The sequence below is a fragment of the Halomonas sp. SH5A2 genome, assembly GCF_014263395.1.
In the GTDB taxonomy this organism is placed as follows: Bacteria; Pseudomonadota; Gammaproteobacteria; order Pseudomonadales; family Halomonadaceae; genus Vreelandella.
In genome coordinates this window covers 2,643,741-2,668,638 of the sequence record NZ_CP058321.1, presented here as the reverse complement: position 1 = coordinate 2,668,638, position 24,898 = coordinate 2,643,741, and the positions used below count along the sequence as shown (strand labels likewise).

Below are 24,898 nucleotides of genomic sequence, written 5' to 3'. Positions count from 1 at the left end.
ATCCCGGCATGCTAGGGATACTGAATTGAATCTCACCGCCATAAAAGAGCCTGCTGTCACCATGCCATCCCCCTCGCTTCCATCCGTTTTACCCCGCCATCTGGCCATCCTGCTGTTAATGACGGTGGCGACGATGTTCGCGGCCAACCACGTCTCAGCCAGACTGGCGTTTGATAATGGCACAGGGCTTCTTTTGGCGGTGTTAACCCGCTCAGGTGTGGCCTGTTTGATTCTGGTTTGTCTGGTCGTTGCGCAAAAAAAGCGCCTTTGGCTGCCGCCGGGTACCTGGCCATGGCAGCTTGCGGTCGGGCTCTGTATCACGGTGCAGAGCCTCTGTCTGTACTCGGCCGTGGCGCGTTTACCCGTGGTGATTGCCCTGTTGCTGGTGAATACCTTTCCTATCCAGCTGGCGCTGCTGAGTTGGGCGTTAGGCGGGCCCCGACCCACGCTGCGCAGCTGCCTGATCATGGGCACGATTCTGATCGGCCTGCTGGTGGTGCTCGACATTCCCGCGTGGTACGCCAACGTAGACGACATGGGCCCCGGTTGGCTGGCGGGCATCGGCTTTGGTTTGACGGCGGCGTTTGCCTTCGCTTGCGCGCTCTGGACCACCGAGCACCGGCTTGCGAGGGTGGGTAGTACCCTGCGCAGCCTGCTGACCATGCAAACCGTGTTTATCGCCATGATCATCGGTGGGCTTACCGGCATCGTGCCCGGGGGGATGAGCCTGCCGGAAACCAACCAGGGCTGGCTTGGGTTGGCGCTCCTGGGTCTGTTGTACGGCTCAGCGTTCTCGACGCTATTTATCTTCGTGCCACGGCTGGATATGGCGCGCAACGCGCCGGTGATGAATATCGAACCCGTCGCCTCGTTAGTGATTGGTTACTTCGTCCTGGGCCAAATGCTCAGCCCCAGCCAGCTGGTCGGTGGGGCAGTGGTCGTTGGGGGAATTGTGGTCCTGAGCTTGTCCAGGGGGCGCTAGCCTGCGCATGGCATTCTCGCCGAGCACGCCCCTTTACTGCTGTCGCATTTCTGAGTATGAGCACATTTTTTCGGAGTTTGAGCCAAATCCCACGCTCTGCAAACTGATAGGGTGTAATTCAATAATTATTATAGACAGCCAGCGAACAACCAAAAAACCTTCTTGAAAAGGGGAATTAGCATGTACAGGAAAAGCAAAATTGCATTAGCTATCGGGCTGAGCGCGGGACTAGCGACTACCGCTGCTACTGCTGAGACTAACTGGCGCATGGCGACACCGTGGAGCGGTGGGCCTTGGCTTGAGCGCGATGCTCAGATGTTTGCCGACCACGTTAATGATCTTTCAGGCGGGGAAATTGAAATTGAAATATTTCCTGGGGGAACGCTCGGCAGTGCTCTGAAAGTCACCAATTCAGTCAAATCGGGTGTTGCCGATATTAGCCATAATTATATCAACTACGATTATGGCACTGACCCGACCACAGCACTCCTGGCAGGGCATTCCAGTGGCTTAACACCCGAAGAATTCATGATGTGGATGTACCAAGGGGGAGGGGTTGAACTCTACGAAGAGTATCGCAGGGAGATGTTCGATGTTGTGGCATTCCCGTGTGCCATTCTTGGAACAGAGATATTCCTTCACTCTAATAAGCGCGTTGAAACACTGGAAGACTTCCAGGGCCTGCGGTTACGTACTTCAGGGGCCTGGTCGGAAATAGCTTCACGCCTCGGTGCTTCGACCGTCGTCATGTCGGGCGGGGATATTTACAGCGCCCTCGAGCGTGGGGTGATCGATGCGGCCGAGTGGGGTAGCCCTGAAATGAACCGTCCCACTGGTTTTCAAGAAGTTGCCCAATACGTGGTCGTCCCGGGGGTTCACCAGTCAGGTGGCTTTTTAGAATGCCAGGTGAATGAAGAGGTTTGGAATAGCCTTAGCGAAGACGAGCAGGATAACCTTCGCTTAGCGGGTAAGCTTAGTGTCTTTGAGTCTTGGCTTGCGAGTTCATACGACGATCTAGATGCCTATGAAGAACTTGTTAGTGGAGAGAATGAAATCGTACATCTTGATCAAGACTTTATTGATACGATTTATGAAGAAACCGCTAAATGGGAAGACGAGTACGCTGAAGATAATGAATGGTTTGCTCGTGTTCTAGAGTCTCAAAGAGATTTCAAACAAACGATGAGCGCTTGGCCGGAGTATCGCTTGCCGATTGGTACCATGGGACGATAAACACCACGCTAAGTAAAAGAGAGGCCCGAGGCCTCTCTTTTATGTGTTTATACTTTCTGTTTTTCGGATCGATGGGTACCCATTATGAAGCTTATACACGCGATTGAATCAATAACCCGATGGTCGGGGTGGCTAGGCGCTGTTTTGATATTCCCCTTGATAGGGGCTTTAGTGTATGAAGTTTTCAGTCGCTATGTGATGGGGCGTCCAACCTTATGGGCATTTGAAATTAGTTACATGGTAATGGGGGCAATCTTTATGCTGGGCATGTCCAATGCCTTGCGAGTGCGACAGCATGTCAGTGTAGATATTGTTTCCATGCAACTTAGTGAACGCGCAAAAGCTATTATCAACGCGATCGGTTATTTTCTGTTTCTTCCGCTACTTATTTGGCTGGTATGGGAGCTTTCGGTCTACGCACTCCAAGCTTTTGAAACCAATGAGCGTTCAGGGCGATCCGCCTGGAACCCTGTTGTCTGGCCTATCTACACAGTGTGGTTTGTTGGTTTCTTATTTTTGGCACTACAGGTGCTCGCTGAGTTAATCAGGTCTGTGATGACTGCGCTTGGCCACAAGAAGATTGAGGAGGGTGGCTCATGAGTAGTTATCTTGCACTGCTGATGTTTCCAGCGTTAATGGCATTTATCATTGCTGGATTCCCTATTGCGTTCTCAATGATCCTGGTTGCCAGCGGGTTTGGTATTATCCAGTTCGGTGATGTGGCAGCTTATCAGCTACTCACCAAAATTGAAGATACGGCGTCTAACTCCATTCTGGCAGCTGTTCCTCTGTTTATCTTTATGGGGGCAATGCTAGAGCGCTCAGGTATTGCTGAACGCTTATTTGAAGCGATTCATATATGGACACGGCGCTTACCCGGTGGCTTAGGGGTTGGGGCAATTATCATGGGGACTCTGTTTGCAGCCTCTAGTGGGGTCGTTGGTGCAACAGAAGCCGTTATCGGTATGCTCGCGATTCCTGTCATGCTCAAGCATCACTACAGTAAGAGCCTGATGTCAGGAACCATTTGCGCAAGCGGTTCGTTAGGTACCGCTATTCCTCCTTCTATCACTGTTGTGGTGCTGGGGCCCGTTGCCGGCGTATCGGTTGGATCGCTTTTCAGTGGTCTGTTAATACCAGGCTTTTTAATGGCCGTGATGTTTTTGGTGTACATCATCGGCGTTTCCTATTTCAGGCCGGAAATGGCTCCCCGCGTTGAGCAAGACGAGCCAGACATCAGTTGGCAAGAAAAAATGCGCATAACGTTGGTCGCTTTGCTGCCAACCATGCTGCTGATATTTACCGTCCTGGGTACGATTTTGATGGGGCTTGCCACACCGACTGAAGCCGCCGCCTGCGGTGCGCTAGGTTCGGTGATTTTGGCGATTGCCTACCGCAATTTGACCCGAGATGTTTTATGGCAGTCCGCCATTAAAACGATGAACATTTCGGCGATGATATTATTGATCGTCATGGGCGGCAGTATGTTCGCTGGCGTGTTTTTCGCCTCTGGCGGGATGGCAACCGTACAGTCTCTGTTGATGGACACAGGTTTAAACCCATGGATGATCCTGGGTCTTATTCTACTGATTGCTTTTATTGCCGGTTTTGTACTCGACTTGATTTCAGTCGTGCTTATCATCATTCCGGTGGCGATGCCCATTGTGCGGATGTTGGGTTTTGACGAAATTTGGTTTTGCGTTGCCTTCCTCGTGGTACTGCAAACCAGCTATCTGACGCCGCCTTTGGCACCCGCGATTTTCTATCTGCGAGCCATTACACCGCCCGAGGTCACGCTCAAACATATGTATAGAGGGGTTGTGCCTTTTATCATCGCGCAATTGGTTGTTCTAGCGTTAGTGCTTGCTTTCCCGGCTATAGCACTCTGGCTTCCCGAGGCGATGAGTGGTCCTTCCTGGTAAGTCAGTCACTTGTGTCATCATGCCGCCCTAGGGCGGCATTTTTGTTGGGGGGTATATAACAATATTGTTAGCGCGCTAACAAAATGATAAGCTAAGGCTGTCATTAACACGCTAATGAGTTCCACATGTCCCCCGAACAACGTTTTGCCCGCTGGGTAAAGGTGGCGGTTGCTGCCTTTATTCTTTTGTTTGTGTATTTTCTCATCGCCGATAGCTTTATGCCCATCACCCCGGAAGCGCGGGTGATGCGCCCTGTGACGCGTATTGCGCCTGAATTGAGTGCGCCCGTTAAAGAAGTGGCGGTTGATGACCACCAGCAGGTGGTCAAAGGTGATGTGCTTTTCCGCCTGGACCCGGCGCCGTTTCAGTTAGCGCTCGCCAAGGCTCGACTCAATCGAGAACAAGCCGAGCAAGAGAATGCCCGCTTGAAGGCCGAACTTGCTGCCGCCCGTGCCACGCTGGCATCGGCGGAAGCCACGGCCCAAGAACGTCGTGGCGAGCGCCGTCGTGGGCAAGCGTTGTTGGCAAAGCATAGCCTATCTCGTCAGCAGTACGACCAGCAGGTTGCCGCCGAGCAAACGGCGGCGTCTGCCGTCGCCTCTGCCCAGGCCGATATTGAAAGCCTTGAAGTGCAGCTAGGTGAGGAGGGCGAGAACAATTTGCGCTTGCGCCAGGCGGAAAACGCCCTGGAAAAAGCGCAGTTGGATATGGCGCATACCGACGTACGAGCTGCCGAAGCCGGCGAGGTAACCAACTTGCAGCTGCAGGCAGGCGACTACGTCCAGGCCGGACAGCCTGCGCTGGCGGTAGTAGCCAACGAGATGGATATCATTGCCGATTTTCGCGAGAAGAGCCTGCGTCATGTGAAGCTCGGCGATCAGGCAAAAGTCGTCTTCGACAGTTGGCCGGGGCAGGTGTTTGAAGGCAAGGTCAGCGCCTTTGATGCGGGGGTACGTGACGGCCAACTGGCTGCCGATGGTCAACTGGCCGATATCCCGACGACGGACCGCTGGGTGCGCGATGCCCAGCGGCTACGCCTCCACTTGACACTCGACGAGCCGCTTTCCACCTTACCTGCCAGCGGCGCTCGCGCCACTGTTCAACTGGTGCCGGGCGACCACCTGTTGGCCAAACCGTTCGCTGCGCTTCAGGCGCGTTTGATCAGCTGGCTTCACGCGGTGTATTGAGCATGGCAATCATACGGCTATTGAAGCCTAATCGCCCGGCGGCGGATAAGCGCCCAGTTGGACTAACGGAGAACGGACTGCGGCAATGCTTGCGGGTAGCAGGCGGCGGCCTGCTGGGGTTTGTGGTCAGCCAACTGATGGGCTGGAACTACGGGGTGTTTTTCACCGTTTTTCCAATGTTTTTGCTGGGTATGGTGCCCATCCTGAACGGCCATATCGTGCGCCAGTTTCTGGCCAACGTGTCGATCAATGTGCTCGAAGTCAGTTTCGTCGTCGGTCTGCTCAAGCATATGCCCGTAGTGATGACGCTGGTCGTGCTGGCGATCTTCTCGTTTCGCTTTTATCTCATGGCCAAAGGCCCGCTATTCTTGTTCGGGGCCAACGGCGTGCTGACGCTCAGCATTTTGCTGCACTTTGCCAGTTATCCAAGCGTTGATTTGAGCGACCTACTGGCCAGCAACATGGTGGCCAGTGGGCTTGCGGTGTTCATCGCCATGCTGATGTACACGCTATTCCCCGATGTTGAGCCGCGGCAACCGCCGCCTAAAGGGGCCAAGCCTGCTGCGCAAATTCGCCACGAAACCCTGATGGGCGGCATCACCGCGACACTATCGTTTGTGATGTTTCAAATATTTGATCTGCAGGGATCGCTTTCGGCTCAGATGGCGACCATTCTGGTGTTGTTCTCACTGGGCTATTACGGCGCCAAAGTGTCCGCGGGCAAGCGGGCCGTGGGCACGCTTCTGGGTTGCAACCTCGCGCTTGCCATGCAGCTGGTGCTGTATACCCAAAGCCACCATTTTATGCTGGTCATACTGCTCTACTGGCTGGGACTCATGCTGTTCGCAAGAGAGCACATTCTGGAAGGCGGCGGCTCCGGCATTGGATTTGGTGGAATGACAACGCTGGGTATTTTGTTTGGCCAATCGTTGGGGCCTGATCAGGACCTCGTTTACAGTGCGCTATACCGTTTTTCGTCGATGAGCGTGGCGCTGCTGGCAACGCTACTGGTAATGGCCTGTCTGCATGTCGCGTTGAATTGTTGGCCCCCCACACGCTTACCTGATACAGCGGGATAAAAATAATTGCGGTGATTTTTTCGCTAACGACTACGCTGATGACGGGGCCATTCGCGGAGTAAGTATTAACTCTTCGCGTGGCAATGTCCTCCACTAACGGACTAGAGGTGTTCATCATGGCGAGTGGTAAACAAGACAAGGCAAAAGGGGCTGCCAACCAGGCGGCCGGTAAACTAAAAGAAGCGGCGGGCAAGGCGACTGGAAGCGGTAAAACCGAAGCCAAAGGCAAGGCCCAGCAAGTAAAGGGCGGCATGCAAAAAGGCAAAGGTGACGCCAAGGAGAGCCACAAGAAACAACGCTAACCACATAATACTGACACTAACAGGGAGCTTCGGCTCCCTGTTGGCGTTTAAGAGCGGGAAGTTTGATCCAGCGCAATATGGCGCGTCGTCTTCTGTGCCGTAATGGTCAAGAGATTCGACTTTCCGACTGAGGAGACGTCCCATGCCGACCATGATGAAAGCGGCCATTTTTGTTGAACCCGGCCGTATCGAAATTGACGATAAACCCATCCCCGATATTGGCCCTAACGATGCCCTGATGCGCGTGACCACCACGACCATCTGCGGCACCGATGTGCATATCCTGAAAGGCGAGTACCCGGTGGAGCGCGGCCTGACGATTGGTCACGAACCCGTGGGCGTCATCGAAAAACTGGGGGCCAACGTTCAGGGGTGCCAGGAAGGCCAGCGGGTAATCGCCGGGGCGATCTGCCCGAGTTTCACTTCCTATGGTTGCCAGGATGGTTGCTCATCCCAGGATGGTGGCCACCACAGCCATGGCTACAAGCCCATGGGTGGTTGGCGCTTTGGCAACACCATCGACGGCGCCCAGGCGGAATACCTGCTGGTGCCGGATGCCCAGGCCAATCTTACGCCAGTGCCGGACGGCCTGACCGACGAGCAAGTATTAATGTGCCCCGACATCATGTCGACCGGGTTTGCCGGTGCCGAAGCCGGCGGCATCAAGATTGGCGACACGGTGGTGGTGTTTGCCCAGGGGCCGATTGGCCTTTGCGCGACGGCCGGTGCAAGGCTGCGTGGGGCAGGAATGATCATTGCGGTAGACGGTGTTGATGCACGCCTGGCCATGGCCAAGCAGATGGGCGCCGACGTGACGCTGGATTTTCGCAAGGTCGACGTGGTGGATGAAATTCTCAAACTCACCGGTGGGCGCGGGGTCGATTGCGCCATTGAAGCGCTCGGCCTGCAGCAGACGTTCGAATCTGCGTTGCGGGTGTTAAAACCCGGCGGAACGTTATCCAGCCTCGGCGTTTACTCCGAAGATCTGACGGTTCCGCTGGGCGCGTTTTGTGCGGGGCTTGGCGACCACAAGATCATTACCTCGCTGTGCCCCGGCGGCAAAGAGCGCATGCGCAGGTTAATGAGCATTATCGCCGCCGGTCGGTTGGACCTTGGCCCCATGGTCACCCATCGGTACGCGCTGGAAAACATCGTCGAGGCCTACGATCTGTTCTCTCACCAGCGCGATGGCGTATTGAAAGTGGCGCTTGAGGTTTCCTGAATTTCAGGCATCACATTAAACAACGAGGTATAAACGAAAAACCCGCTAACGGCCATCTGTACAGCCGTCAGCGGGTTTTTTTGTTGGCGGCAATAGCCGCCAGATCTTATTCCAGTTCCGCCGAAAAGCTCATTTCGACGCCTGCATCATCGACCCTGAGCCAGTACTCCATATTCTTGTAGATGTCAGCATACTGCCTGATGAGGTCAATATCAGACGCTGATATTTCGTCGGAAGGCACCTGCTCCATGACATCCGACAGTGACTGATAAAACTCACCTGTAAAGTGGCCGTGAAGCAGCAGGTCTTGCTCTGAAGCAGGGGCTTCCAGCGCTTCCTGCAGTGCCGCCGGGTTGCTGATGTCAGCACCCAGGGCAATGGCATTGTCAGACATGGCCGCATGGAGCGCCGGTGTCTCTGGCGGCAGCATCATGCTTTTAATTTGCTTGGCGTCTCCGCCTGGTTCAAGTTCAAGAGCGGCTAGTTCCGGCACGAAGGCGCCAGCAGTCGTCACCAGCCCCATCGGGTTTGGGGAGGCAAGGGTCAGGATGCCGCTGCCGCTGGGTTCGCCATCGGTCACTGTCAGACTGTCGATGCGAGCCCTCAAGCCGGATAGCGCTGATCCGATCATCATGGTGGCAGGGTTGTTCATCGCCATGTTGATCTCGGTCCAGGCGCTGTTCAGGTCCTGCAGCTCATCACAGCTGAAGGGGTTCTGACGTACTTGCTGAGCATATTGCTGAACCGTCTGAAGCAGTAAGGGTAAATTCAGGCCCACCCCGATGCTGGCGATGCCTTCAGTGCTGCCAAGACCTGGAACCTGAGTCGTCAGGGCGCGCAGGTCGCTGACAATCGCTTCATCGGTTTCCAGAATGACATTCATCTCCATGCGGTCTTGATTGTACTCGCGCATGCCCATAACAAGGCCAGGGAAGCGGCTGGTGAGGCGGTCAATATCGGCCTGGCAGGCAGACAGATCCAGCTGCTCTGCCTCAACGGCGTCCATCAATGCTTGTGTCCCCGCGTGGCTGGGGTTACTCAGCTCATTCAGCAGGCGTGAAAAGTCGACTTCCCCGGCACCGTAAGGGGTAAAGTCATGGCGCTGTTCAAGCTCTGCCAGCGCACCAGAATCATCCAAGCTGTTGGCAGGCAAATCGCTACCCAGTACCTGTGCCAGCAGCTCATCACTGGCATCCTGCGGCACGACAGACATCAGTAACTGCTGATCGATAATGGCCAGGATCGCCTTGACCGGCGCCTCGGGTGTCAGCACCCAGTAGTCGGTGCCGTTGGTAGTGGCCGTGCTTGGGTTGATCTCTGCCTTGGTCAGGACGCGCTGAAGCGTTTCGCGAAAGGCCTCTTCATCTTCCAGCTGCATGCGGAAAACAGGCAGGATGCCCAATCCGTAGAAAGCGGCTTGAGGGCTCACCTTCAGGCCCAGGGCATGCACATCGTCGAGTGATTCAATACCTTCCAGTTCTTCACCCATGGCGATTAACAGCGTCCCCAACGCATGCTGCACTTCATCGTCTTCTAGCTGGGGCATTGTATCGCGCAGTTCATCCAGATCAGACTCAAGGTTCGCCATGGGCTGCATGCGCTGAAAGAGATCAAAAGCCTCCTGTTCAGGCATTGGGTCACTTGAGGCCATGAAGTAGGGAGAATTAGCCGGGATATAACTCAGCGTCGATGTCTCTCCGGTTGACGCGTTGTCCTCGCTGCAGCCGCTGAGCAGGCCTGCGCTGACCAGGGCAAGGGTAACCGCCAGGGAAAGTTTGGTTTTCATCGGGTATTCGTTCCTTGAATAGTTTGTGTTTTAAATGGCTTGTTGGCTTGATTGTTCAGTAAATGGTAATTATACACAAAGTTTTCTTTGTTATCTTCTCCTTAAGTACAAACGTGACTCTCGGAGTTTTTAACCTCAAGAGCCACATTGCGTAGCTAAGCCGATCGGCAGGCCGTTAGGTTACACTTCCTGATACAGCTCGCTGCCTTTCTGGCGAAACTTCTCAGCCTGCTCTTCCATGCCTTTCATGACTGCTTCCTGGTCGCCGTTGAGGCCATGCTCATTGGCATAGTCGCGTACTTCCTGGCTGATCTTCATGGAGCAGAACTTCGGCCCGCACATGGAGCAGAAGTGCGCCACTTTGGCAGAGTCTTTGGGCAGGGTTTCGTCGTGGTATTCGCGGGCGGTGTCCGGATCCAGGCCCAGGTTGAGCTGGTCTTCCCAGCGGAACTCGAAGCGCGCCTTGGAGAGCGCGTTATCGCGCCGCTGTGCCGCCGGGTGGCCCTTGGCCAGGTCCGCCGCATGGGCGGCAATCTTGTAGGTGATGATGCCGGTTTTAACGTCGTCTTTATTGGGCAGGCCCAGGTGCTCTTTAGGGGTCACGTAGCAGAGCATCGCGCAGCCAAACCAACCAATCATCGCCGCCCCGATGCCGGAGGTAATGTGGTCGTAGCCGGGAGCGATGTCCGTGACCAGCGGGCCAAGGGTGTAGAAGGGCGCTTCGTCGCAGTACTCCAACTGCTTATCCATGTTTTCTTTCACCAGGTGCATGGGCACATGGCCGGGGCCTTCAATCATCACCTGCACATCGTGCTTCCAGGCGATATGGGTCAGCTCGCCGAGGGTTTTAAGCTCTGCCATTTGCGCTTCGTCGTTGGCATCCGCCACTGAACCGGGGCGCAGGCCGTCGCCGAGAGAGAACGCCACATCGTACTGCTTGCAGATTTCGCAGATATCCTCGAAGTGGGTATACAGGAAGCTCTCCTGGTGATGGAACAGGCACCACTTGGCCATGATGGAACCGCCGCGGCTAACAATGCCGGTCACCCGCTTGGCGGTGAGCGGCACATAACGGAGCAGTACGCCCGCGTGAATGGTGAAGTAGTCCACGCCCTGTTCGGCCTGCTCGATCAGCGTATCGCGGAAGACTTCCCAGGTGAGGTCTTCGGCGACGCCTTTGACTTTTTCCAGCGCCTGATAGATAGGCACCGTGCCAATCGGCACCGGCGAGTTGCGCAGAATCCACTCGCGAGTTTCATGGATGTTCTGCCCGGTGGAGAGATCCATAATGGTATCTGCACCCCAGCGGATGCCCCAGGTCATCTTATCCACCTCTTCCTCAATAGAAGACGTCACCGCCGAGTTGCCCAGGTTGCCGTTAATCTTGACCAGGAAGTTACGGCCAATAATCATCGGCTCGCTTTCCGGGTGGTTGATGTTATTGGGAATAATCGCCCGGCCACGGGCTACTTCGTCGCGCACAAACTCAGGCGTGATCTCTTCCGGCAGGCTGGCGCCAAAGCTCTGGCCAGGATGCTGGTGACCTAGAATGCGCTCCACTTCCGCAGTACCCAACGCCTGGCGGCGCTGGTTTTCGCGGATGGCAATAAACTCCATTTCCGGGGTAATAATGCCCTGGCGGGCGTAGTAGAGCTGGGTCACATTTTTACCCGGCTTGGCCCGGCGCGGAGTGCGGGTTAAATCAAAGCGCAGCTGGGCCAGGGTGGGGTCGTTGGCGCGGCGGTGGCCGTATTCCGACGTAGGGCCTGACAGGAACTCGGTGTCATCGCGCTCTTCAATCCAGGCCCGGCGCAGTTCCGGCAGGCCGCGGCGCAGGTCGTTGTTAGCGGCGGGGTCGCTGTAGGGGCCGGAGGTGTCGTAAACCAGCAGCGGCGGGTTCTCTTCATCAATGCCGGTGGTTTTGGTCGGCGATAGCGAAATTTCCCGGAACGGTACGCGGATATCCGGCCGCGAGCCTTCCACGTACACCTTGCGTGAGCCGGGCAATGGCGCAATGGCGGCGGCATCCACCTGGGCGGTTTCGGCTAAAAAATGGCTGGTTTTGCTCATCTCGGTCTCCTTCGATTGTGATTGTGGTACTGCTTAGTGGGTCAGGTCTGCATCTATCAGCGCTAACCCCATCTGCCAGAAGTCGATTTCCAGGCGGGTGGCGTCGCGGAAGATTTTGCTCAGTTCGGCAAAGCGGGCGGAGGACACATCGGCAAGGCGGGCATTTAGCCATTCAAGTTCCGCCTGCATGGCCGCCTGAAACTCCTCGCCTTCGTACATGGCTATCCAGGCGTCAAATGGGTTCTGCGCGCCGCGCACCGTAGTGGGCTGGGCGTTCAGCCAGTTGGCAATTTCGCCATAGCCCACCAGGCAGGGGGCCAGTGCCACGTGCAGGTCCAGCAGGTCGCCGCGGCTGCCGGTATCCAGCACATAGCGGGTGTAGGCAAGCGTCGCCCTGGCTTCGGGAAGCGCTTCCAGCTCCTGCTCGGAAATCCCCCACTCCTGACAAAAGCCCACGTGCAGACCCAGCTCCACATCCACAATGGCTTTTAGGCCTTCATGGGCTTGGCGTAAATCGGCGAGGGTGGGGCTTTTATAGGCAGCCAGTGCGTAGGCGCGGGCGAAGTGAATCAAAAACAGGTAATCCTGCTTTAAGTAGTGGCGAAACGACGCCTCAGGCAGCGTGGCGTTGCCCAACTGACGCACAAAATCGTGCTCGATATAGGCGCGCCAATCTTCCTGGCAGGCGGTGGTGAGATTAGTAAAGCGGTAGCCCATGATGCCTCCGGTAGTGATGATCCGGAGGGCAGGCGGGAGAGATCGAGGAAATGGCGCGGAAGGTGGCGTGCGATCGTGAGAGAGCTAGCCATGGCCATCGCTTGATCCCTACGCCGGTACCCGTGCTGCAGGTTGTTTAAGCAGCAGCACATTAGCCGGATCAGGTTCAGCGGGACCAGCGCTTGGCAGCAAAATTGCTCGCCCTGCGCCATCTCAGCCGGATTTCACCGGCACCCCGTCAAGCTGTTCGTTGGTGGATTGTAGGAGGTAGGTGGGGGGGATGCAAGGGGAAGGATATTGATGCCGAATTGGTTTTGCTTTAGAGATTGAATGTCAGGTAGAGTTAAGCATAGAAATAGAGTATCTCACTGAGAGTATGTAGTTATAAAGCTTCTATATCTTACTTGACTAAAATAATTTTTGAAGGTTATGAAAAATGAAAGCTAAAAAGCCCTTGTTGTATATTTTAATTTTTATTTTTTCAGGAAATGTACTAATTGCGGAATCGCAGCAGGAGGATATGTCAGGCGAGTATTTAGGTAAAGTTTGGAGTGGAGGTGAATTGCTCCCTATTAAAACTATTTTTAAAATAGGGACTCGAAATAATCTAAGTGGTACATACGAAATTGAAGAAAAAGAGCGCGTAATTAGTGGTGTTATTAGGGCATGTGAAGAAGTCAATCCCTCCCAGTTTAAATGTATTTGGCAAGACGAGTATGGATATGGTGATTTTAATTTTATAATTAATGGGTTAAATACTCAGTTTTATGGTTATTGGAATGAGATAGGAGATAAAGGGCAGTATATTTGGCATGGAGAGAAATAATGTTTTTTGATTAAATGCTATGATCTCATAGAGAGATATAATTTTTTATTTCATGTGAAAGTGTACGCATTAGATGCTAAATTGGAACTGATAATTTAATGAGTCCGGCATCTTGTTTAGACGTTGAGGTTTTAATAAAAAAACGCTGGGGCCTAATTTTTAGTATAAATAAGAAAGCGGCCGAAGAGTGTTCAGAATTCCTCGCTTTAAGACTTATAGCTATGATAGGCTATGGTGGTGATCAATTACCAAGATCAACTCCAGCCAGGCTCATTTGAACAACTGGGTTGAAACTCACCGAGTTGCTGAATGCCGATCTTAGTATGACTCAGCCAGATGACCGGCTGAGCCGATAAAGCAGGACGAAAGGCGATAGATGCGGCTCGAAAGCGGGTTTTTCTACAGCCTCATTATAACACATTAAAGTCCATTGAATAAAAAGGGAACAAAATGGAAGAGTACTGGAATCCAATAGTTCCTGAATGGTCAGTAACTAATTTTGAAAAATCGCTGAAATTTTATCAAGAGTTACTTGGTTTCAAAGTCAGGAATAAACGATCAAATCCAGACTTTGCTTATCTGGAGAATGAAAATGTTCAAATTATGCTTGAGCAAATTCACGATACAGGTTAGGTTACGGGGCCATTCGAGTATCCGCTCGGAAGAGGTGTCAATTTCCAAATAAAACTAACTGATATTTCTTCTATACTTGAGCGTCTCAAATCAGCAAGCGTTGCGCTTTATCGGGAACAGCAAGAAAGCTGGTACGACCAAGGCAATGTTCTTTCTGGGCAACTTGAGTTTTTAGTTCAAGATCCTGATGGTTATTTGTTACGTTTTACCGAGTACTTGGGTGAAAAAAGTAAGTAGGATATATTATAAAAAAGCGTTTAAGAGGGGGTAAAAGCGCGTGCTATGTTCGGTTTTCTCAAATTATGGAACGCGCTTTTCGCACCTTGACGCGGTGTTAATTATAAAAGGGAGGCTGCCCAATGGGACTGAAAGGAAGTTGTTTGTGCGGCGAGATAAGTTACGAGATAGACGCTGTGGACATGCCAATTGTGCATTGCCACTGTCAGACTTGTCGTAAAGCCCATGCGGCCCCATTTGCTTCAACTGCTGGCGTAAAGCGCGAGCATTTTCGCTGGCTCGAAGGTGAGAGTTCCATTTCGACGTTCGAATCATCGCCCGGAAAGCTGCGTCATTTTTGTAAACGCTGTGGCTCTCATTTGGTAGCAGAGAGGCCAACGCAGCCCCATGTCATTGTTCGGGTAGCAACGTTGGATGATGATCCTGAATTGAAGCCCGAGGCGCATATTTGGGTTTCACACGATTCGCCATGGCTTGAGTACGAGAAAGCCAGTAAGCACAGTGGTGAATGGCGGGTCGATATTTAACCAGTCAATCAAGTTCGTTCCCGGCCTGGCGGCCGTCCACCGGACGCCCCTGACGGGTCGCCGCTTTTCATTGGTGTTGTGCACAGGGAGGCGCTGGTGCAGATTTGTGAAACGGAGAGATTGATTTTAAGGCAGATGTCCCTCGAGGACGTTCCTGCATTGACAAAAATTCTCAGCGATCCTGAAGTGATGAAACACTCGGTTCGTGGCGTTTGTGATGAGGCCGCCACCCGGGAGTTTGTTGAGTGGTGTTTGTCCTGTTACGAGACCCATGGTGTGGGGCCATGGGCACTAATCGATAAGAAAGCTTCTGAACTCATAGGCTTCTGCAGTGCTGGGCCCGAAATGGTCGCTGATGTCGAGGAAATCAACCTCGGCTACCGGCTTGCCAGGCGCTATTGGAATAAAGGGCTGGCATCTGAAGCAGCTAGAGCGGTCCTTGATCATGTTTTTGGAGAGAGACTTTTCAATTCAGTGGTAGTGATCATAGAGCCAGAACATCTGGCGTCGCTAAAGGTCGCTGAGAAGGCGGGTTTTTCCAGCTTTGATGTGCTGGAATTTCATGGTCGCCCGGTGAGACTATACCGACTAACCTCGGCGCAATGGGAAACATTGCATAACAATGCCAGGCACACGCCAAGCCCATGATGGCTGATGCTGGGTGGATGTTTGATTAGAGGATTATATGTCTATAGATCCAATGGCGGTATGGGCGAATATGCAGTTGAAAATCTGGCCTGAACGGTACTGGATGCTGGATCTGGGCGATGCATCCGCCACTGATGCTGCTAGCGTATTTGTCGAAAGTGATGACCGTTACAGCTGTTTGATCCGCGACCAAGCGGGTTTGTCAGCCATTGTCGAAGAGACAGCATTTGAACGCTTAAGATCCGAAGTATCGGTTAGGAATTGCTACGGTCCGTTTCGAGTCGTGTCCACGGATGGAGATCTTCCATTTGACGTCATCGGATTCCTTCGTCCCGTTTTAGAATTGCTAAATAATGAAGGGATCAAAGCAGGCCCTCAGTGTGGTGCCGTGTTCGATCACCTGTTCATTTACGAAAAGGATATTGAGCGAGCAAATACTCTGCTAGAGGGTTTTATTAGTAAGGCTTGGGATAGTCAATGATCTTGCCCAAAATCCCCGTCACATGAGCGACCCTTACTCTGCTTCGCTTTATAAGTGCCACTGGTGCGCTCTGATGTTATGCATATGGAATCACTCATGAATTTGGAACTTCCCACGCCAGAATCACGAGATTCTGCATCATTGGTTGGTTGCATTGCGAATCGCCGCAGTTGTAGAGAATACTCTGAAGCTGCATTGTCGATTGACGTGCTTTCCCAGTTACTTTGGTCTGCCCAAGGAATAACCGGGTCGGATGGCAAAAGGGCGACCCCATCAGCCGGAGGGTTATACCCTCTATACCTGCGACTTGTGGTGCAACGTGTCGCGGACCTCGAACCTGGTATCTATGAGTACTTGCCTGATACCCATTCATTGAAGCGAGTTGGTGACCATATTCCGAAGGGGGCCGTTCATAAACTTGGTATTGGCGATCAACCCTGGCTGGAAGAGGCGGCTTTTGTCATTGGGGTTACTGCAAAACTGGGTGATACGGTTCGCCATTTTGAATCTCAACTACCTCAGGGAGAACGTGGTGCCCGATATGTTTATATGGAGACGGGTGCTTTAGCGCAAAATGTTCATCTCCAGTGCACAGACCTTGGCGTTGGTTGTGTTTTAGTGGCAGGGTTCGATGATCTAAAGACCAAAGAGACATTAGCATTGCGATCGGACTTGGAGCCCACTGCATTGCTATGTGTTGGGTCGAAGCGGAATGGCTAGCCCAAGCCAATTGGCTGAGCAAAAACTGGAAACTTTCGCTAGTAGGGGCTGGATCAAGGTGAATCGAGGGCTCCCAGGAAGCCGATGATCTGTTCTTCGTTGAAACGCTTCTTCATGTCCAATCTCCTTATCCATAGGATCGGACTCTAAAGTGTAGCGTTACTCAATCTGGGGTGACATCGCCGGTAGAGGCGCTTTTTTACAACAAAAACTTACCTACCGTAACCAAATCCTCCTTGTTATCGAACAGTGTTCTGCCTACTTTGATATGTGTGAATCAAACGACTGTCACATTACGTGAATCACGGCAGGATAGCCTTTCAATACCATGACGATTCATAGAGTCGTTCATAGCAAGTCGTCACAAGGAGAATACACGTGAAACTCAGAACCCTACTTACCGCCTCGTTTGCCTCTACCGCTCTGCTCGCCGCGGCACCGTCGGCATTCGCCGCACCCAATGCTGATGGGCTCTATCTGGGCATCGGTACCGGTTTCAGCTCGCTGGAGAACGACGACAACGATGTCGACAATTTCATCTCCAATGGCGCTGAAGATTTTGATCTGGATGATGACGAAGACAACGTCTTTAAAGGTTTCGTCGGCTACGAATTCAATCCTTACTTCGCTACCGAAATCTTCTATGCCGATCTGGGTCGTACGCGCCTGAAGGGTAACAGTGACGCCAATACCGATTTGGAATCCGACGCCTACGGGGCGAGTCTGGTCGGTCAATTGCCCATCACCTCCTGGTTTACCGCCTTCGCCAAGGCCGGTGTGGCCAAGTGGGAAACCGACGTCGACGGTAACCTTGGCGGTGCCAGCGTTGATCTTGAAGATCAGAACGGTACCGATCCGGTCTACGGTGTTGGCGCGCAGTTCAACTTCGACCCCTTCCTGGTCCGTGCCGAATACGAGCGCTACGACTTCGACAGCGACTATAAGATCGATACCTTTACCGCGTCAGCCGGTTTCCGCTTCTAACCGTCAATTTGCTTTGCCATGTGCGATATCAGTGCCGGGGCTCGCCCCGGCACTGTCGTTTTTTATTGCGCAAACCTCGCATACTTGCAGCTGATCGTGCTGTTATGAATGCCAACGTCTCTGGCGAATTGGCGCTGGCACATACAGTCAAAAAGGGAGCGCCTATGAACCTTCTATTCATCTGCAGCGAAAATAGGCTACGCAGCCCGACCGCTGAAAGGGTCTTTTCAGCTTATCCCGGTATTCAAGCAATCGGTGCTGGGACAGGGGTACATGCGCAAACGCCCGTTTCCCGGGGCTTGATTGAGTGGGCTGAAATCGTCCTGGTGATGGAAAAGAGTCACCGGGATGAAGTTGCCAAGACATACGAGGAGTTACTCAAGGGGAAGAGATTAGTCTGTCTGGATATTCCCGATCACTACGAATTCATGCAGCCCGAACTCATCAAAATGCTCAAGGAAAGGGTGCCAGAGTATGTGCGATTATCTTCCGTCGAAACATAGCCGGGGACTCGTCTAAGCGCGGCGACAATTACCTTTGCACCGAAGATATATGAAGTCAATTTATAGAAAATACACCCACCAAGACGCCCAAGCGCTGGTCCCGCTAATGGCGCAGCTTGGCTATGATCACTCTGAAGAATCACTTTCAGTCAATATAAGCGCCTTGCGAGCGCAGGGTGGGGAAGTGTTTGTCGCGGAGGTGGCGGGCAACGTTCTCGGCTGCGTGTCTGCCATTATTGATGTGCGCTTGGCCGAGGGCGTTAAGGGCGAGATCGTAAGCCTGGTGGTGAGCGAGGCAGCAAGAGGCCAAGGGCTGGGTAAAGGCTTGGTGCTCGAAGCGGAAAAATGGCTGTCTGGAAAGGTGAGTGCTATTCGAGTGCGCGCTAATGCGCTTAGGGAGCATTCCCACCTCTTCTATGAGTCCCTGGGCTACAGTAAGGATAAGACCCAGGCTGTTCTTCTGAAGAAGAGCCCCCAGAAATGATCACCGCTTCAGAACGGCTGGGGTTGCGCTACCACAAGCCCGAAGATATCGCGCCGATCTTTAATACCTATACTGGCGACCTGGGCTCAGCGAAGTACCTGGCTCGGCAGCCACACATTGATGTCGCGCAAACTGAACAAATGCTCAAAAAGCTCTCGACCCCTGAGAGCCTGGCATCCAATGGCATGTGCATCTGGGTCATAGAGGCAATTAGATACGGTACTGCTGCAGGGCTGATAACCGTTGCCAGGGATGATGCGTCAATGGCTGTGCACTTCGGCATCGGCATCCCGTACAGAGGTCGTGGGTACGCCGCAGAGGCTTTGGCTCTCACCGCACAATATTTACTCGCAACGGGTCAGATTGCAGACGTTACATCTTTCACAGAAGTAGAGAATGCTGCTGCTCAAACGGCGCTGGTCAAAGCGGGGTTCGTGCTCACGGGAAGAACCGAAAATTTTTACTGGGCTCCGCAACTGAGAGGGGAGTCTAGAGATGTGTTCCGCTATCAGTTTAGACCTTAACAAAGGCAAGCCCTCAAGCCTTTTTGCTCCATCTTCGTCCGGTGCGCCTGAACTGATTGCTATCGGCGCACAGGGAAACGCTGCATAATCATAATTAACACTCACAAGGCTTGTGGGTGCTTCAGTGCAACGGAAGGCAATATGGAAAACATCTCCAATAAAAAGAGGTTTGCTATGAAAAAGCTAGTCGCTGTCCTGTTCGCTTCAATGATGATTGTTGGCGTAGCCCATGGCCACTCTGGCGGAACGGATAAAAACGGTTGTCACGCCGGTTCGAAGCCTTATCACTGCCACTAAACCAGTCGTTAGCTGCACTGTGGGCGCGGTTTCACCCCAGTGCAGTGTTAGCCAGTCAATCGGTAACCCCCCCCGCATAACCAGGCCATGCAACAGAGGCCAAATCACCCGCTTTGCTCCGCTTTTGCTGCGACATTATCGCTTGGACGCGATGCTTTTCCAGATCAACCCCACCAGCGCGATTGCCAGTACGACGAACAACACGGTGCCGCCCGTTGAATCCAGCGCCTGCAAGGTCAGTCCTGAAACGACCAGCCAGAGCGCTGGGATGATGGCGGCGATCCAGAGCGCGAACCCCCGAAGCAGAATAAGCACCAGACCCAGCGTGGTCACCGCCGTGGGGTCGGCGTGTATGCCGAACACTTCTGCCTGGTACCAGGAACCGCCGCTCAGTGGCGCCGTCAGCGGCATTATGATCAGGCCGTAGAGGGCGATGGCGATGCCTATCGCAACCGGTGGATTTGTTGTGCGTGGCGCGTTACCCATTCCCCACCCCGTTAGCGCCATCACTAACAGCAGTGCGGCCTGGGCGATGAAGGCATAGCCAATATAACCCCCGGCCCAGTTGAGCTCTGCATAGCGCTGAAGGAAAAACGCCATGGCGACAAAGGCCCAGAGCGGGGCGGGTAGCAGGCAGGCGAGTCGCGTGCGATGTCTCAGCGCCAACGCAAGGGTCGCGGCGCCCAGGGCGAGGGTCAGCAGATGCAGCGGCCAGAAGGTTTCGCTCATGCGCTCAAGCAGGCGAAAGTAAACCTCCGCCGTGAAGGGAATAAAGTCCTGCAGCTGGTAGCCTGTCCACGCGTTCATAGCGACTCGATATAGGCGGCCATCCGTTGACGGGCGTCGGGCGAGGGCATGGGGGTGTGGCCGGCGCGCATGTTCTCGTGCATGTGCTCGACCTGGGTAGTGGCGGGTATCGCGCAGGTGATGGCCGGGTGGCTGACGATAAATTTCAGTAGAAAATCCGCCCAGGTGTCACAACCGCATTCTGCGTTTGCCCACTCGGGCAATGGCGCGTTACTGCGCTTGAGGTTCTTGATCAGGCTGCCGCCATCGTATGGCCGATTGGCGATCACGCCGATGCCACGTTCTTCTGCCAGAGGCAGTAGCCGGTTTTCCGCTTCGCGATGGGTGATGTTGTAGGTGAGCTGAACGAAGTCGATACCTTCTGACGACATGATCTGCTCGATCTCGCTGTGGCGGCGCCCGTGGGAGGTGGTGATACCGACATGGCGGATAAGGCCTTCGGTTTTCATTTCCTGCAGCGCGGCCAGGTGCTCGCGCCAGTCGGTCAGGTTATGTACCTGCACCAGGTCGAAGTGCTCCACCTTCCAGCGGTCTTTAAGCTCAGCCACCTGCTCGCGGGCTGAACCACCGGCGGGGCTCCAGACCTTCTCTGCGGAAAACAGGCTCTCGGGCGTGCCGAGCTGCTGCAAGGCATAGCCCATCACATCCGGCGCCGAGCCATACATGGGCGAAGAGTCGATCAGGCCGCCGCCATGCTCGAAAAAGGCCTTCACCACCTCGGTACGCGCATCGAGCAACTTCGGGTCACTGCCAACGTTGAACGTGCGCCAGGTGCCCATGCCAATCACGGGCAGCTTTTTGTCAGTCCCTGCAAAGGCCTTCTGGTGCATCCCGCTGGTGTTGGCAAGAAGCGGTACGCTTGGCAGCATCATGGCGGCGAGCGAGGCACCCATGAGCGTAAGGCTTTGTCTGCGCGTGATGCGATGCTTGATGCGATGCTTGATGTGATGTTTGATGGGACGGTTCATAGCGGTCGCTCCTCCAGGTTTTTTTGGATTGGCACCGTGGCTGCCAACACCAGCACAAAGCAGGTCAGTACAAACACCTTATTCACAAACCAGTTGGTACGCCAGATCGACCACTCGGGGTCATTGAGAAAGCGCACAAACAGGGTGCCGATGATGAGGATTTCAATGACGGACATGCCCACCGCCAATGCGCGCGTGTAGCGGGGCCGCTTAAGCATCGCCCAGCCTAGCCAGACGTGTGCCAGTGGCCATAGATCCCAATAGATATAGCGTGCCCAGGGCTCGCCGTATGCCAGCGCATAGCCAACGGGGAACAGGTATTTGATGAACAGCGTCCACGCCGCGAGGATAAACAGCAGGTGGGCGAGAAAGCGGATCCAGGCATTGGGTGGTGGGGCGGGCAGTGTCATGACAGCGCTCCTTTCCTGGGCCGTTGGGGCCTGAGATGTTTTACGCCGCTGATGGCTCGTCCTTACACCATCTGCAAAGAGTGCTTGCGCGTTGCTGGGGGATAGGCGGCGTCGATTTGTGCCAGATCATCGTCGTCGAGCCTGACGTTATCTGCATCAAAGTTCTGTTTAAGGTGATCCAGATTCACGGCTTTAGGAATAGCCATCACCCCGGGATGGCGCAGTGCCCAGGCGAGGGCGATTTGCGCGGTGGTGGCGCTGTGTTTGTCGGCTATACGTTGTAGGGTTGCGTCATACAGTAGCGCGCCGCCTTGACCGATCGGGCAATAGGCCATAAGCGGCATGTTTTGTTGTGCTTGCCAGGGCAGCAGGTCGTATTCAATGCCGCGTGCTTCGGGGTTGTAGAGCACCTGATTGGTGGCGCAGTCCGGCTCGCCAAGCTCTGCTAAGTCGTCAATATCAAAGTTCGAAACGCCCCAACGCAGGATTTTGCCCTGCTCGCGCAGCCGCTCAAACGCTGCCACTGTTTCGCTCAGCGGGTACTGGCCGCGCCAGTGCAGCAGGTAGAGATCGATAGTGTCGGTGCCCAATCGGCGTAGGCTGCGCTCGCAGGCGGCTTGAACACCCTCGGTGCTGGCGTTGTGCGGGTAGACCTTGCTGACCAGATACACCTCATCGCGCCGGTTGCGGATGGCTTGGCCAACGACTTCTTCAGCACCGCCCTCGGCATACATCTCTGCGGTATCGATCAGGGTTAAGCCCAGATCCAGACCTTCGCGCAGCGCCCTGATCTCAGCCTGCCGCTGCCCGGCATTCTCACCCATATGCCAGGTGCCCTGGCCTATACGGGCTACCTTTACGCCACCTAGCTCAATCGTCTGCATATCGCTATCTCCTAATCGAATTGCGTCTAGACTTCCCGAAAATTGGCATACCGGTTGAAATGGCACCAGTACCTGATTCCGTTCGCGACATGGTTTTTGGCAAGTACGTTATCCGTTATTCAGTACATGATAGTGCCATCATCATTCTTCGGGCATGGCAGGAATTTGAGGGTGAGCGGTAATAATTTAATCAGACGTGTTATCGGACAATTACGCCGTATGGCCGGCTTTCATCATGGCGGGTCGCCTGAGTATTTCAGGCGACCTTTTGGCATTAGCCGTGTGCGGCTTATGTCAGAGAGCGTGTTGAGACCGGCTACTTTTCAAAGATCAGCGCGTCCGGGTTGGCGCCCAATTCCTCAAGCGCCGCGATAATGCTCTCGTTGAACGGGTCCGGGCCGCATACGTAGAAGGCCTGGCTCATGTCCTTGATATGCGATGTCATGAAGGCTTTGTCTATGAAGCTGTGTTCGTCGGACGGTTTTTCGTCAGTGATGACATTGACGAATTGATCCCCTAGCATCGTCTCGAATTCGTCCTTGAGAATGATGTCCCGCTCGGTCTTGTTGGAGAAGATCAGCTGGTTGTTGCCGAGCTCGCCCTTGCGATGCAAGTCACGCAGAATGGCGATAAACGGCGTTACGCCTGCGCCGCCCGCTAGGAACACGCCTTCGGCCTTGTATTCAATGGTGCCCCAGGGCTCGCCGACGATCAGCGAATCCCCTTCGCTTAGCTGCCCGATCTGCTGGGTGACGCCTTCATGGTCTGGATAGATCTTGATGACGAATTCCAGCCACGGATCCGAAACCAGCGAAGAGAAGGTGAATGGCCGTTTCTCGTCGGTCCACCCTTCACGATTGACGGCTACCTCGGTTGCCTGGCCAGGCGTAAAGGTGTATCCCTCGGGCTTGGCAAGCCGTATTTGTTTGACATCGTGGGTAAGATTGCGGATTTCCTGGATTTCGAGTGTATGGTCCATACTTCGCCTTATGCCTCTCATCGTTAGGTTGCAATGTTTTAGTTTTATGTTGGCCGCAGGCGCGGCACGTTGCAAAGTCGGGCATTAAACGCAAGGAGGCACCATGGAGTGGTGACATTCGAGTGACCTCGCGGAAGTTGTGGTACAGCGTCGATCATTGAGTCACCTAAGGCTCAGGGTTGTTGCGCCAAAAAACGGCGCCGCTCAATTCAGTGTTAGCTACTCAGAGTAATGTCTATGATGAAAGGTTCAGGTTCAAACCATCGCCTTCAAAGCACGCTGGCGCTTCCTTGCGGTGCGATTCTAAAGAATCGACTGGTAAAGTCGGCAATGTCAGATTCGCTTGCGGACGGCGAGGGGAACCCGACCGAAGCGCAGATTCGGCTTTACGAAAGATGGGCGGAAGGTGGCGTCGCTGTGTCCTTCATTGGAGAAGTACAAGGGGATCCGCGCTTTCCGGAGAAGCCGGGCAATTTAATGCTGGGAGCACACTCCAATCAGCCTATGCTGAAGTCCTTAACGCGTCGTGCGGTGGTTAATGGTGCTCACTTGTGGGCGCAACTCGGCCATGCTGGTGCCCTCGCGCATTTGCCGATCAGTCAGCCAAAGGGGCCGTCGGCGCTGAACCTAGATGGCCTCCAATGTGCGGCGATGTCGATTGATGAAGTTCAAGCATTACCCGCCATGTATGCGAGAGCCGCGTTACACGCAAAGACAGTGGGCTTTAGCGGTGTGCATATTCACGCGGGGCATGGGTTTTTACTCAGTCAGTTCCTTTCCCCTTTGTTTAATCATCGAAGCGATGGTTACGGCGGATCAATCGAAGCACGGTGTCGCATCGTCATAGACGTAATACGAGAAGTAAGGCGGGCTGTTGGGCCGTTGTTTCCAGTAGGAATAAGGATTAATTCGACGGATCTACTGGAAGGGGGATTGACCGAGGCCGATGCTCTGGAGGTGGTGCGCCTTCTTGATCAAACCTCGATCGATCTGATTGATATCAGTGGAGGTACCTATTTTCCCGGGGCAAAATCCAGCTCCGATAGTTCGGGCGTAGGGCCATACTTTCTTGATTTTGCTCGACTCGCAAAAGGGGTAACGAATGTGCCTTTGATGCTAACGGGTGGATTCAAAAAGCGTGATCACGCAGAGAATGCAATCGCTGGTGGCGTGGTCGACATGGTGGGTGTGGCCCGCGCTATGGCGCTTAATCCTCAGCTTGCGAATACCTGGTTAAGCGAGGAAGGCGGCGACCCTGAATTTCCGAGGTTTGAATCTGCTCCGCCAGGGGGGATAACGGCTTGGTACACCATGCGACTTACCGCTTTGGGCGAAGATCGGGAGAAGGCGTTTAAAATGGATCTTCCAACGGCCATTAAAGAATACGAGGAGCGTGATGCGCAACGGTGTGTTAGCTGGAAAAAGACGTTTGCTGATTCGTATGAATCGAGCTGAAGATCGATTCGCAGAGTCCGCTGGCCCTCAC

Annotated in this window: 27 protein-coding genes and 1 riboswitch; of the genes, 19 read left to right on the top strand and 8 right to left on the bottom strand. The window is 53.9% G+C overall.

Annotated elements, in window-relative coordinates:
* Positions 1-61: 61 nt before the first annotated feature.
* From HXW73_RS12525 to HXW73_RS12490, 8 genes are all read left to right on the top strand, one after another.
* On the top strand, positions 62-982 hold the full coding sequence (locus HXW73_RS12525) for an EamA family transporter (protein WP_186253412.1): 921 nt from the start codon (positions 62-64) through the stop codon (positions 980-982).
* 180 nt (positions 983-1,162) lie between these two features.
* Positions 1,163-2,215 carry a C4-dicarboxylate ABC transporter substrate-binding protein gene (locus HXW73_RS12520; RefSeq protein WP_186253411.1) on the top strand — a complete coding sequence of 351 codons (1,053 nt, stop codon included), beginning with the start codon at positions 1,163-1,165 and terminating at the stop codon, positions 2,213-2,215.
* Between the two features lie 84 nt (positions 2,216-2,299).
* On the top strand, positions 2,300-2,815 hold the full coding sequence (locus HXW73_RS12515; protein WP_186253410.1) for a TRAP transporter small permease subunit: 516 nt from the start codon (positions 2,300-2,302) through the stop codon (positions 2,813-2,815).
* On the top strand, positions 2,812-4,137 hold the full coding sequence (locus HXW73_RS12510; protein WP_186253409.1) for a TRAP transporter large permease: 1,326 nt from the start codon (positions 2,812-2,814) through the stop codon (positions 4,135-4,137). The genes HXW73_RS12515 and HXW73_RS12510 overlap by 4 nt, the downstream gene beginning before the upstream one ends.
* Before the next feature lie 125 nt (positions 4,138-4,262).
* Positions 4,263-5,324 carry an HlyD family secretion protein gene (locus tag HXW73_RS12505; RefSeq protein ID WP_186253408.1) on the top strand — a complete coding sequence of 354 codons (1,062 nt, stop codon included), beginning with the start codon at positions 4,263-4,265 and terminating at the stop codon, positions 5,322-5,324.
* A 2-nt stretch (positions 5,325-5,326) separates the two neighbouring features.
* Positions 5,327-6,403, top strand: coding sequence for a DUF2955 domain-containing protein (locus HXW73_RS12500; RefSeq protein WP_186253407.1), 1,077 nt, complete (start codon positions 5,327-5,329; stop codon positions 6,401-6,403).
* Positions 6,404-6,519: 116 nt separating this feature from the next.
* Positions 6,520-6,705, top strand: a complete 186-nt coding sequence (locus HXW73_RS12495; RefSeq protein ID WP_186253406.1) for a CsbD family protein — start codon at positions 6,520-6,522, stop codon at positions 6,703-6,705.
* Between the two features lie 142 nt (positions 6,706-6,847).
* Positions 6,848-7,927 carry an NAD(P)-dependent alcohol dehydrogenase gene (locus HXW73_RS12490; protein WP_186253405.1) on the top strand — a complete coding sequence of 360 codons (1,080 nt, stop codon included), beginning with the start codon at positions 6,848-6,850 and terminating at the stop codon, positions 7,925-7,927.
* A 106-nt stretch (positions 7,928-8,033) separates the two neighbouring features.
* Here the strand turns inward: HXW73_RS12490 and HXW73_RS12485 are convergent, their stop codons facing one another.
* The 3 genes from HXW73_RS12485 to tenA form a co-directional block, all read right to left on the bottom strand.
* Positions 8,034-9,713: a hypothetical protein gene (locus tag HXW73_RS12485; protein WP_186253404.1), complete on the bottom strand. Its 1,680-nt coding sequence runs from the start codon at positions 9,711-9,713 to the stop codon at positions 8,034-8,036.
* A gap of 180 nt (positions 9,714-9,893) precedes the next feature.
* Entirely contained in the window at positions 9,894-11,783 is a 1,890-nt protein-coding gene (gene thiC / locus HXW73_RS12480; RefSeq protein ID WP_186253403.1) for a phosphomethylpyrimidine synthase ThiC, read from the bottom strand.
* A gap of 33 nt (positions 11,784-11,816) precedes the next feature.
* A complete protein-coding gene (gene tenA, locus HXW73_RS12475; protein ID WP_186253402.1) occupies positions 11,817-12,500 on the bottom strand; it encodes a thiaminase II in 684 nt (227 codons plus the stop codon).
* 88 nt (positions 12,501-12,588) lie between these two features.
* Positions 12,589-12,748: riboswitch (TPP riboswitch) on the bottom strand.
* Positions 12,749-12,936: 188 nt separating this feature from the next.
* On the opposite strand from tenA, the gene HXW73_RS12470 reads away from it, so the two are divergent.
* The 10 genes from HXW73_RS12470 (at position 12,937) to HXW73_RS12425 (ending at position 19,067) form a co-directional block, all read left to right on the top strand.
* Entirely contained in the window at positions 12,937-13,326 is a 390-nt protein-coding gene (locus tag HXW73_RS12470) for a hypothetical protein (protein WP_186253401.1), read from the top strand.
* A gap of 450 nt (positions 13,327-13,776) precedes the next feature.
* Entirely contained in the window at positions 13,777-13,959 is a 183-nt protein-coding gene (locus HXW73_RS17910) for a VOC family protein (RefSeq protein ID WP_240538627.1), read from the top strand.
* A gap of 359 nt (positions 13,960-14,318) precedes the next feature.
* Positions 14,319-14,723: a GFA family protein gene (locus tag HXW73_RS12460; protein WP_186253400.1), complete on the top strand. Its 405-nt coding sequence runs from the start codon at positions 14,319-14,321 to the stop codon at positions 14,721-14,723.
* A gap of 96 nt (positions 14,724-14,819) precedes the next feature.
* Complete coding sequence (locus HXW73_RS12455) at positions 14,820-15,371, top strand: GNAT family N-acetyltransferase (RefSeq protein ID WP_186253399.1); 552 nt, start codon at positions 14,820-14,822, stop codon at positions 15,369-15,371.
* 37 nt (positions 15,372-15,408) lie between these two features.
* Complete coding sequence (locus HXW73_RS12450) at positions 15,409-15,852, top strand: hypothetical protein (protein ID WP_186253398.1); 444 nt, start codon at positions 15,409-15,411, stop codon at positions 15,850-15,852.
* Positions 15,853-15,948: 96 nt separating this feature from the next.
* Entirely contained in the window at positions 15,949-16,572 is a 624-nt protein-coding gene (locus HXW73_RS12445) for a SagB/ThcOx family dehydrogenase (protein WP_186253397.1), read from the top strand.
* A 378-nt stretch (positions 16,573-16,950) separates the two neighbouring features.
* Positions 16,951-17,556, top strand: coding sequence for a porin family protein (locus tag HXW73_RS12440; RefSeq protein WP_186253396.1), 606 nt, complete (start codon positions 16,951-16,953; stop codon positions 17,554-17,556).
* Positions 17,557-17,660: 104 nt separating this feature from the next.
* Positions 17,661-18,059 carry a low molecular weight protein tyrosine phosphatase family protein gene (locus HXW73_RS12435; RefSeq protein WP_240538626.1) on the top strand — a complete coding sequence of 133 codons (399 nt, stop codon included), beginning with the start codon at positions 17,661-17,663 and terminating at the stop codon, positions 18,057-18,059.
* 49 nt (positions 18,060-18,108) lie between these two features.
* A complete protein-coding gene (locus tag HXW73_RS12430; protein ID WP_186253395.1) occupies positions 18,109-18,543 on the top strand; it encodes a GNAT family N-acetyltransferase in 435 nt (144 codons plus the stop codon).
* A complete protein-coding gene (locus HXW73_RS12425) occupies positions 18,540-19,067 on the top strand; it encodes a GNAT family N-acetyltransferase (protein WP_186253394.1) in 528 nt (175 codons plus the stop codon). Before HXW73_RS12430 ends, HXW73_RS12425 begins: the two co-directional genes overlap by 4 nt.
* A gap of 432 nt (positions 19,068-19,499) precedes the next feature.
* On the opposite strand, the gene HXW73_RS12420 is transcribed toward HXW73_RS12425, so the two are convergent.
* The 5 genes from HXW73_RS12420 to HXW73_RS12400 form a co-directional block, all read right to left on the bottom strand.
* Complete coding sequence (locus HXW73_RS12420) at positions 19,500-20,171, bottom strand: DUF6064 family protein (RefSeq protein ID WP_186253393.1); 672 nt, start codon at positions 20,169-20,171, stop codon at positions 19,500-19,502.
* Entirely contained in the window at positions 20,168-21,139 is a 972-nt protein-coding gene (locus tag HXW73_RS12415) for an aldo/keto reductase (protein ID WP_240538625.1), read from the bottom strand. The genes HXW73_RS12420 and HXW73_RS12415 overlap by 4 nt, the downstream gene beginning before the upstream one ends.
* Positions 21,136-21,549, bottom strand: a complete 414-nt coding sequence (locus HXW73_RS12410) for a hypothetical protein (protein ID WP_186253392.1) — start codon at positions 21,547-21,549, stop codon at positions 21,136-21,138. Before HXW73_RS12410 ends, HXW73_RS12415 begins: the two co-directional genes overlap by 4 nt.
* Before the next feature lie 62 nt (positions 21,550-21,611).
* On the bottom strand, positions 21,612-22,433 hold the full coding sequence (locus tag HXW73_RS12405; RefSeq protein ID WP_186253391.1) for an aldo/keto reductase: 822 nt from the start codon (positions 22,431-22,433) through the stop codon (positions 21,612-21,614).
* A 316-nt stretch (positions 22,434-22,749) separates the two neighbouring features.
* A complete protein-coding gene (locus HXW73_RS12400; protein WP_186253390.1) occupies positions 22,750-23,412 on the bottom strand; it encodes an FAD-binding oxidoreductase in 663 nt (220 codons plus the stop codon).
* Between the two features lie 237 nt (positions 23,413-23,649).
* Here HXW73_RS12400 and HXW73_RS12395 point away from each other — a divergent pair, with 237 nt between their 5' ends.
* A complete protein-coding gene (locus HXW73_RS12395; RefSeq protein ID WP_186253389.1) occupies positions 23,650-24,867 on the top strand; it encodes an oxidoreductase in 1,218 nt (405 codons plus the stop codon).
* Positions 24,868-24,898 lie beyond the last annotated feature (31 nt).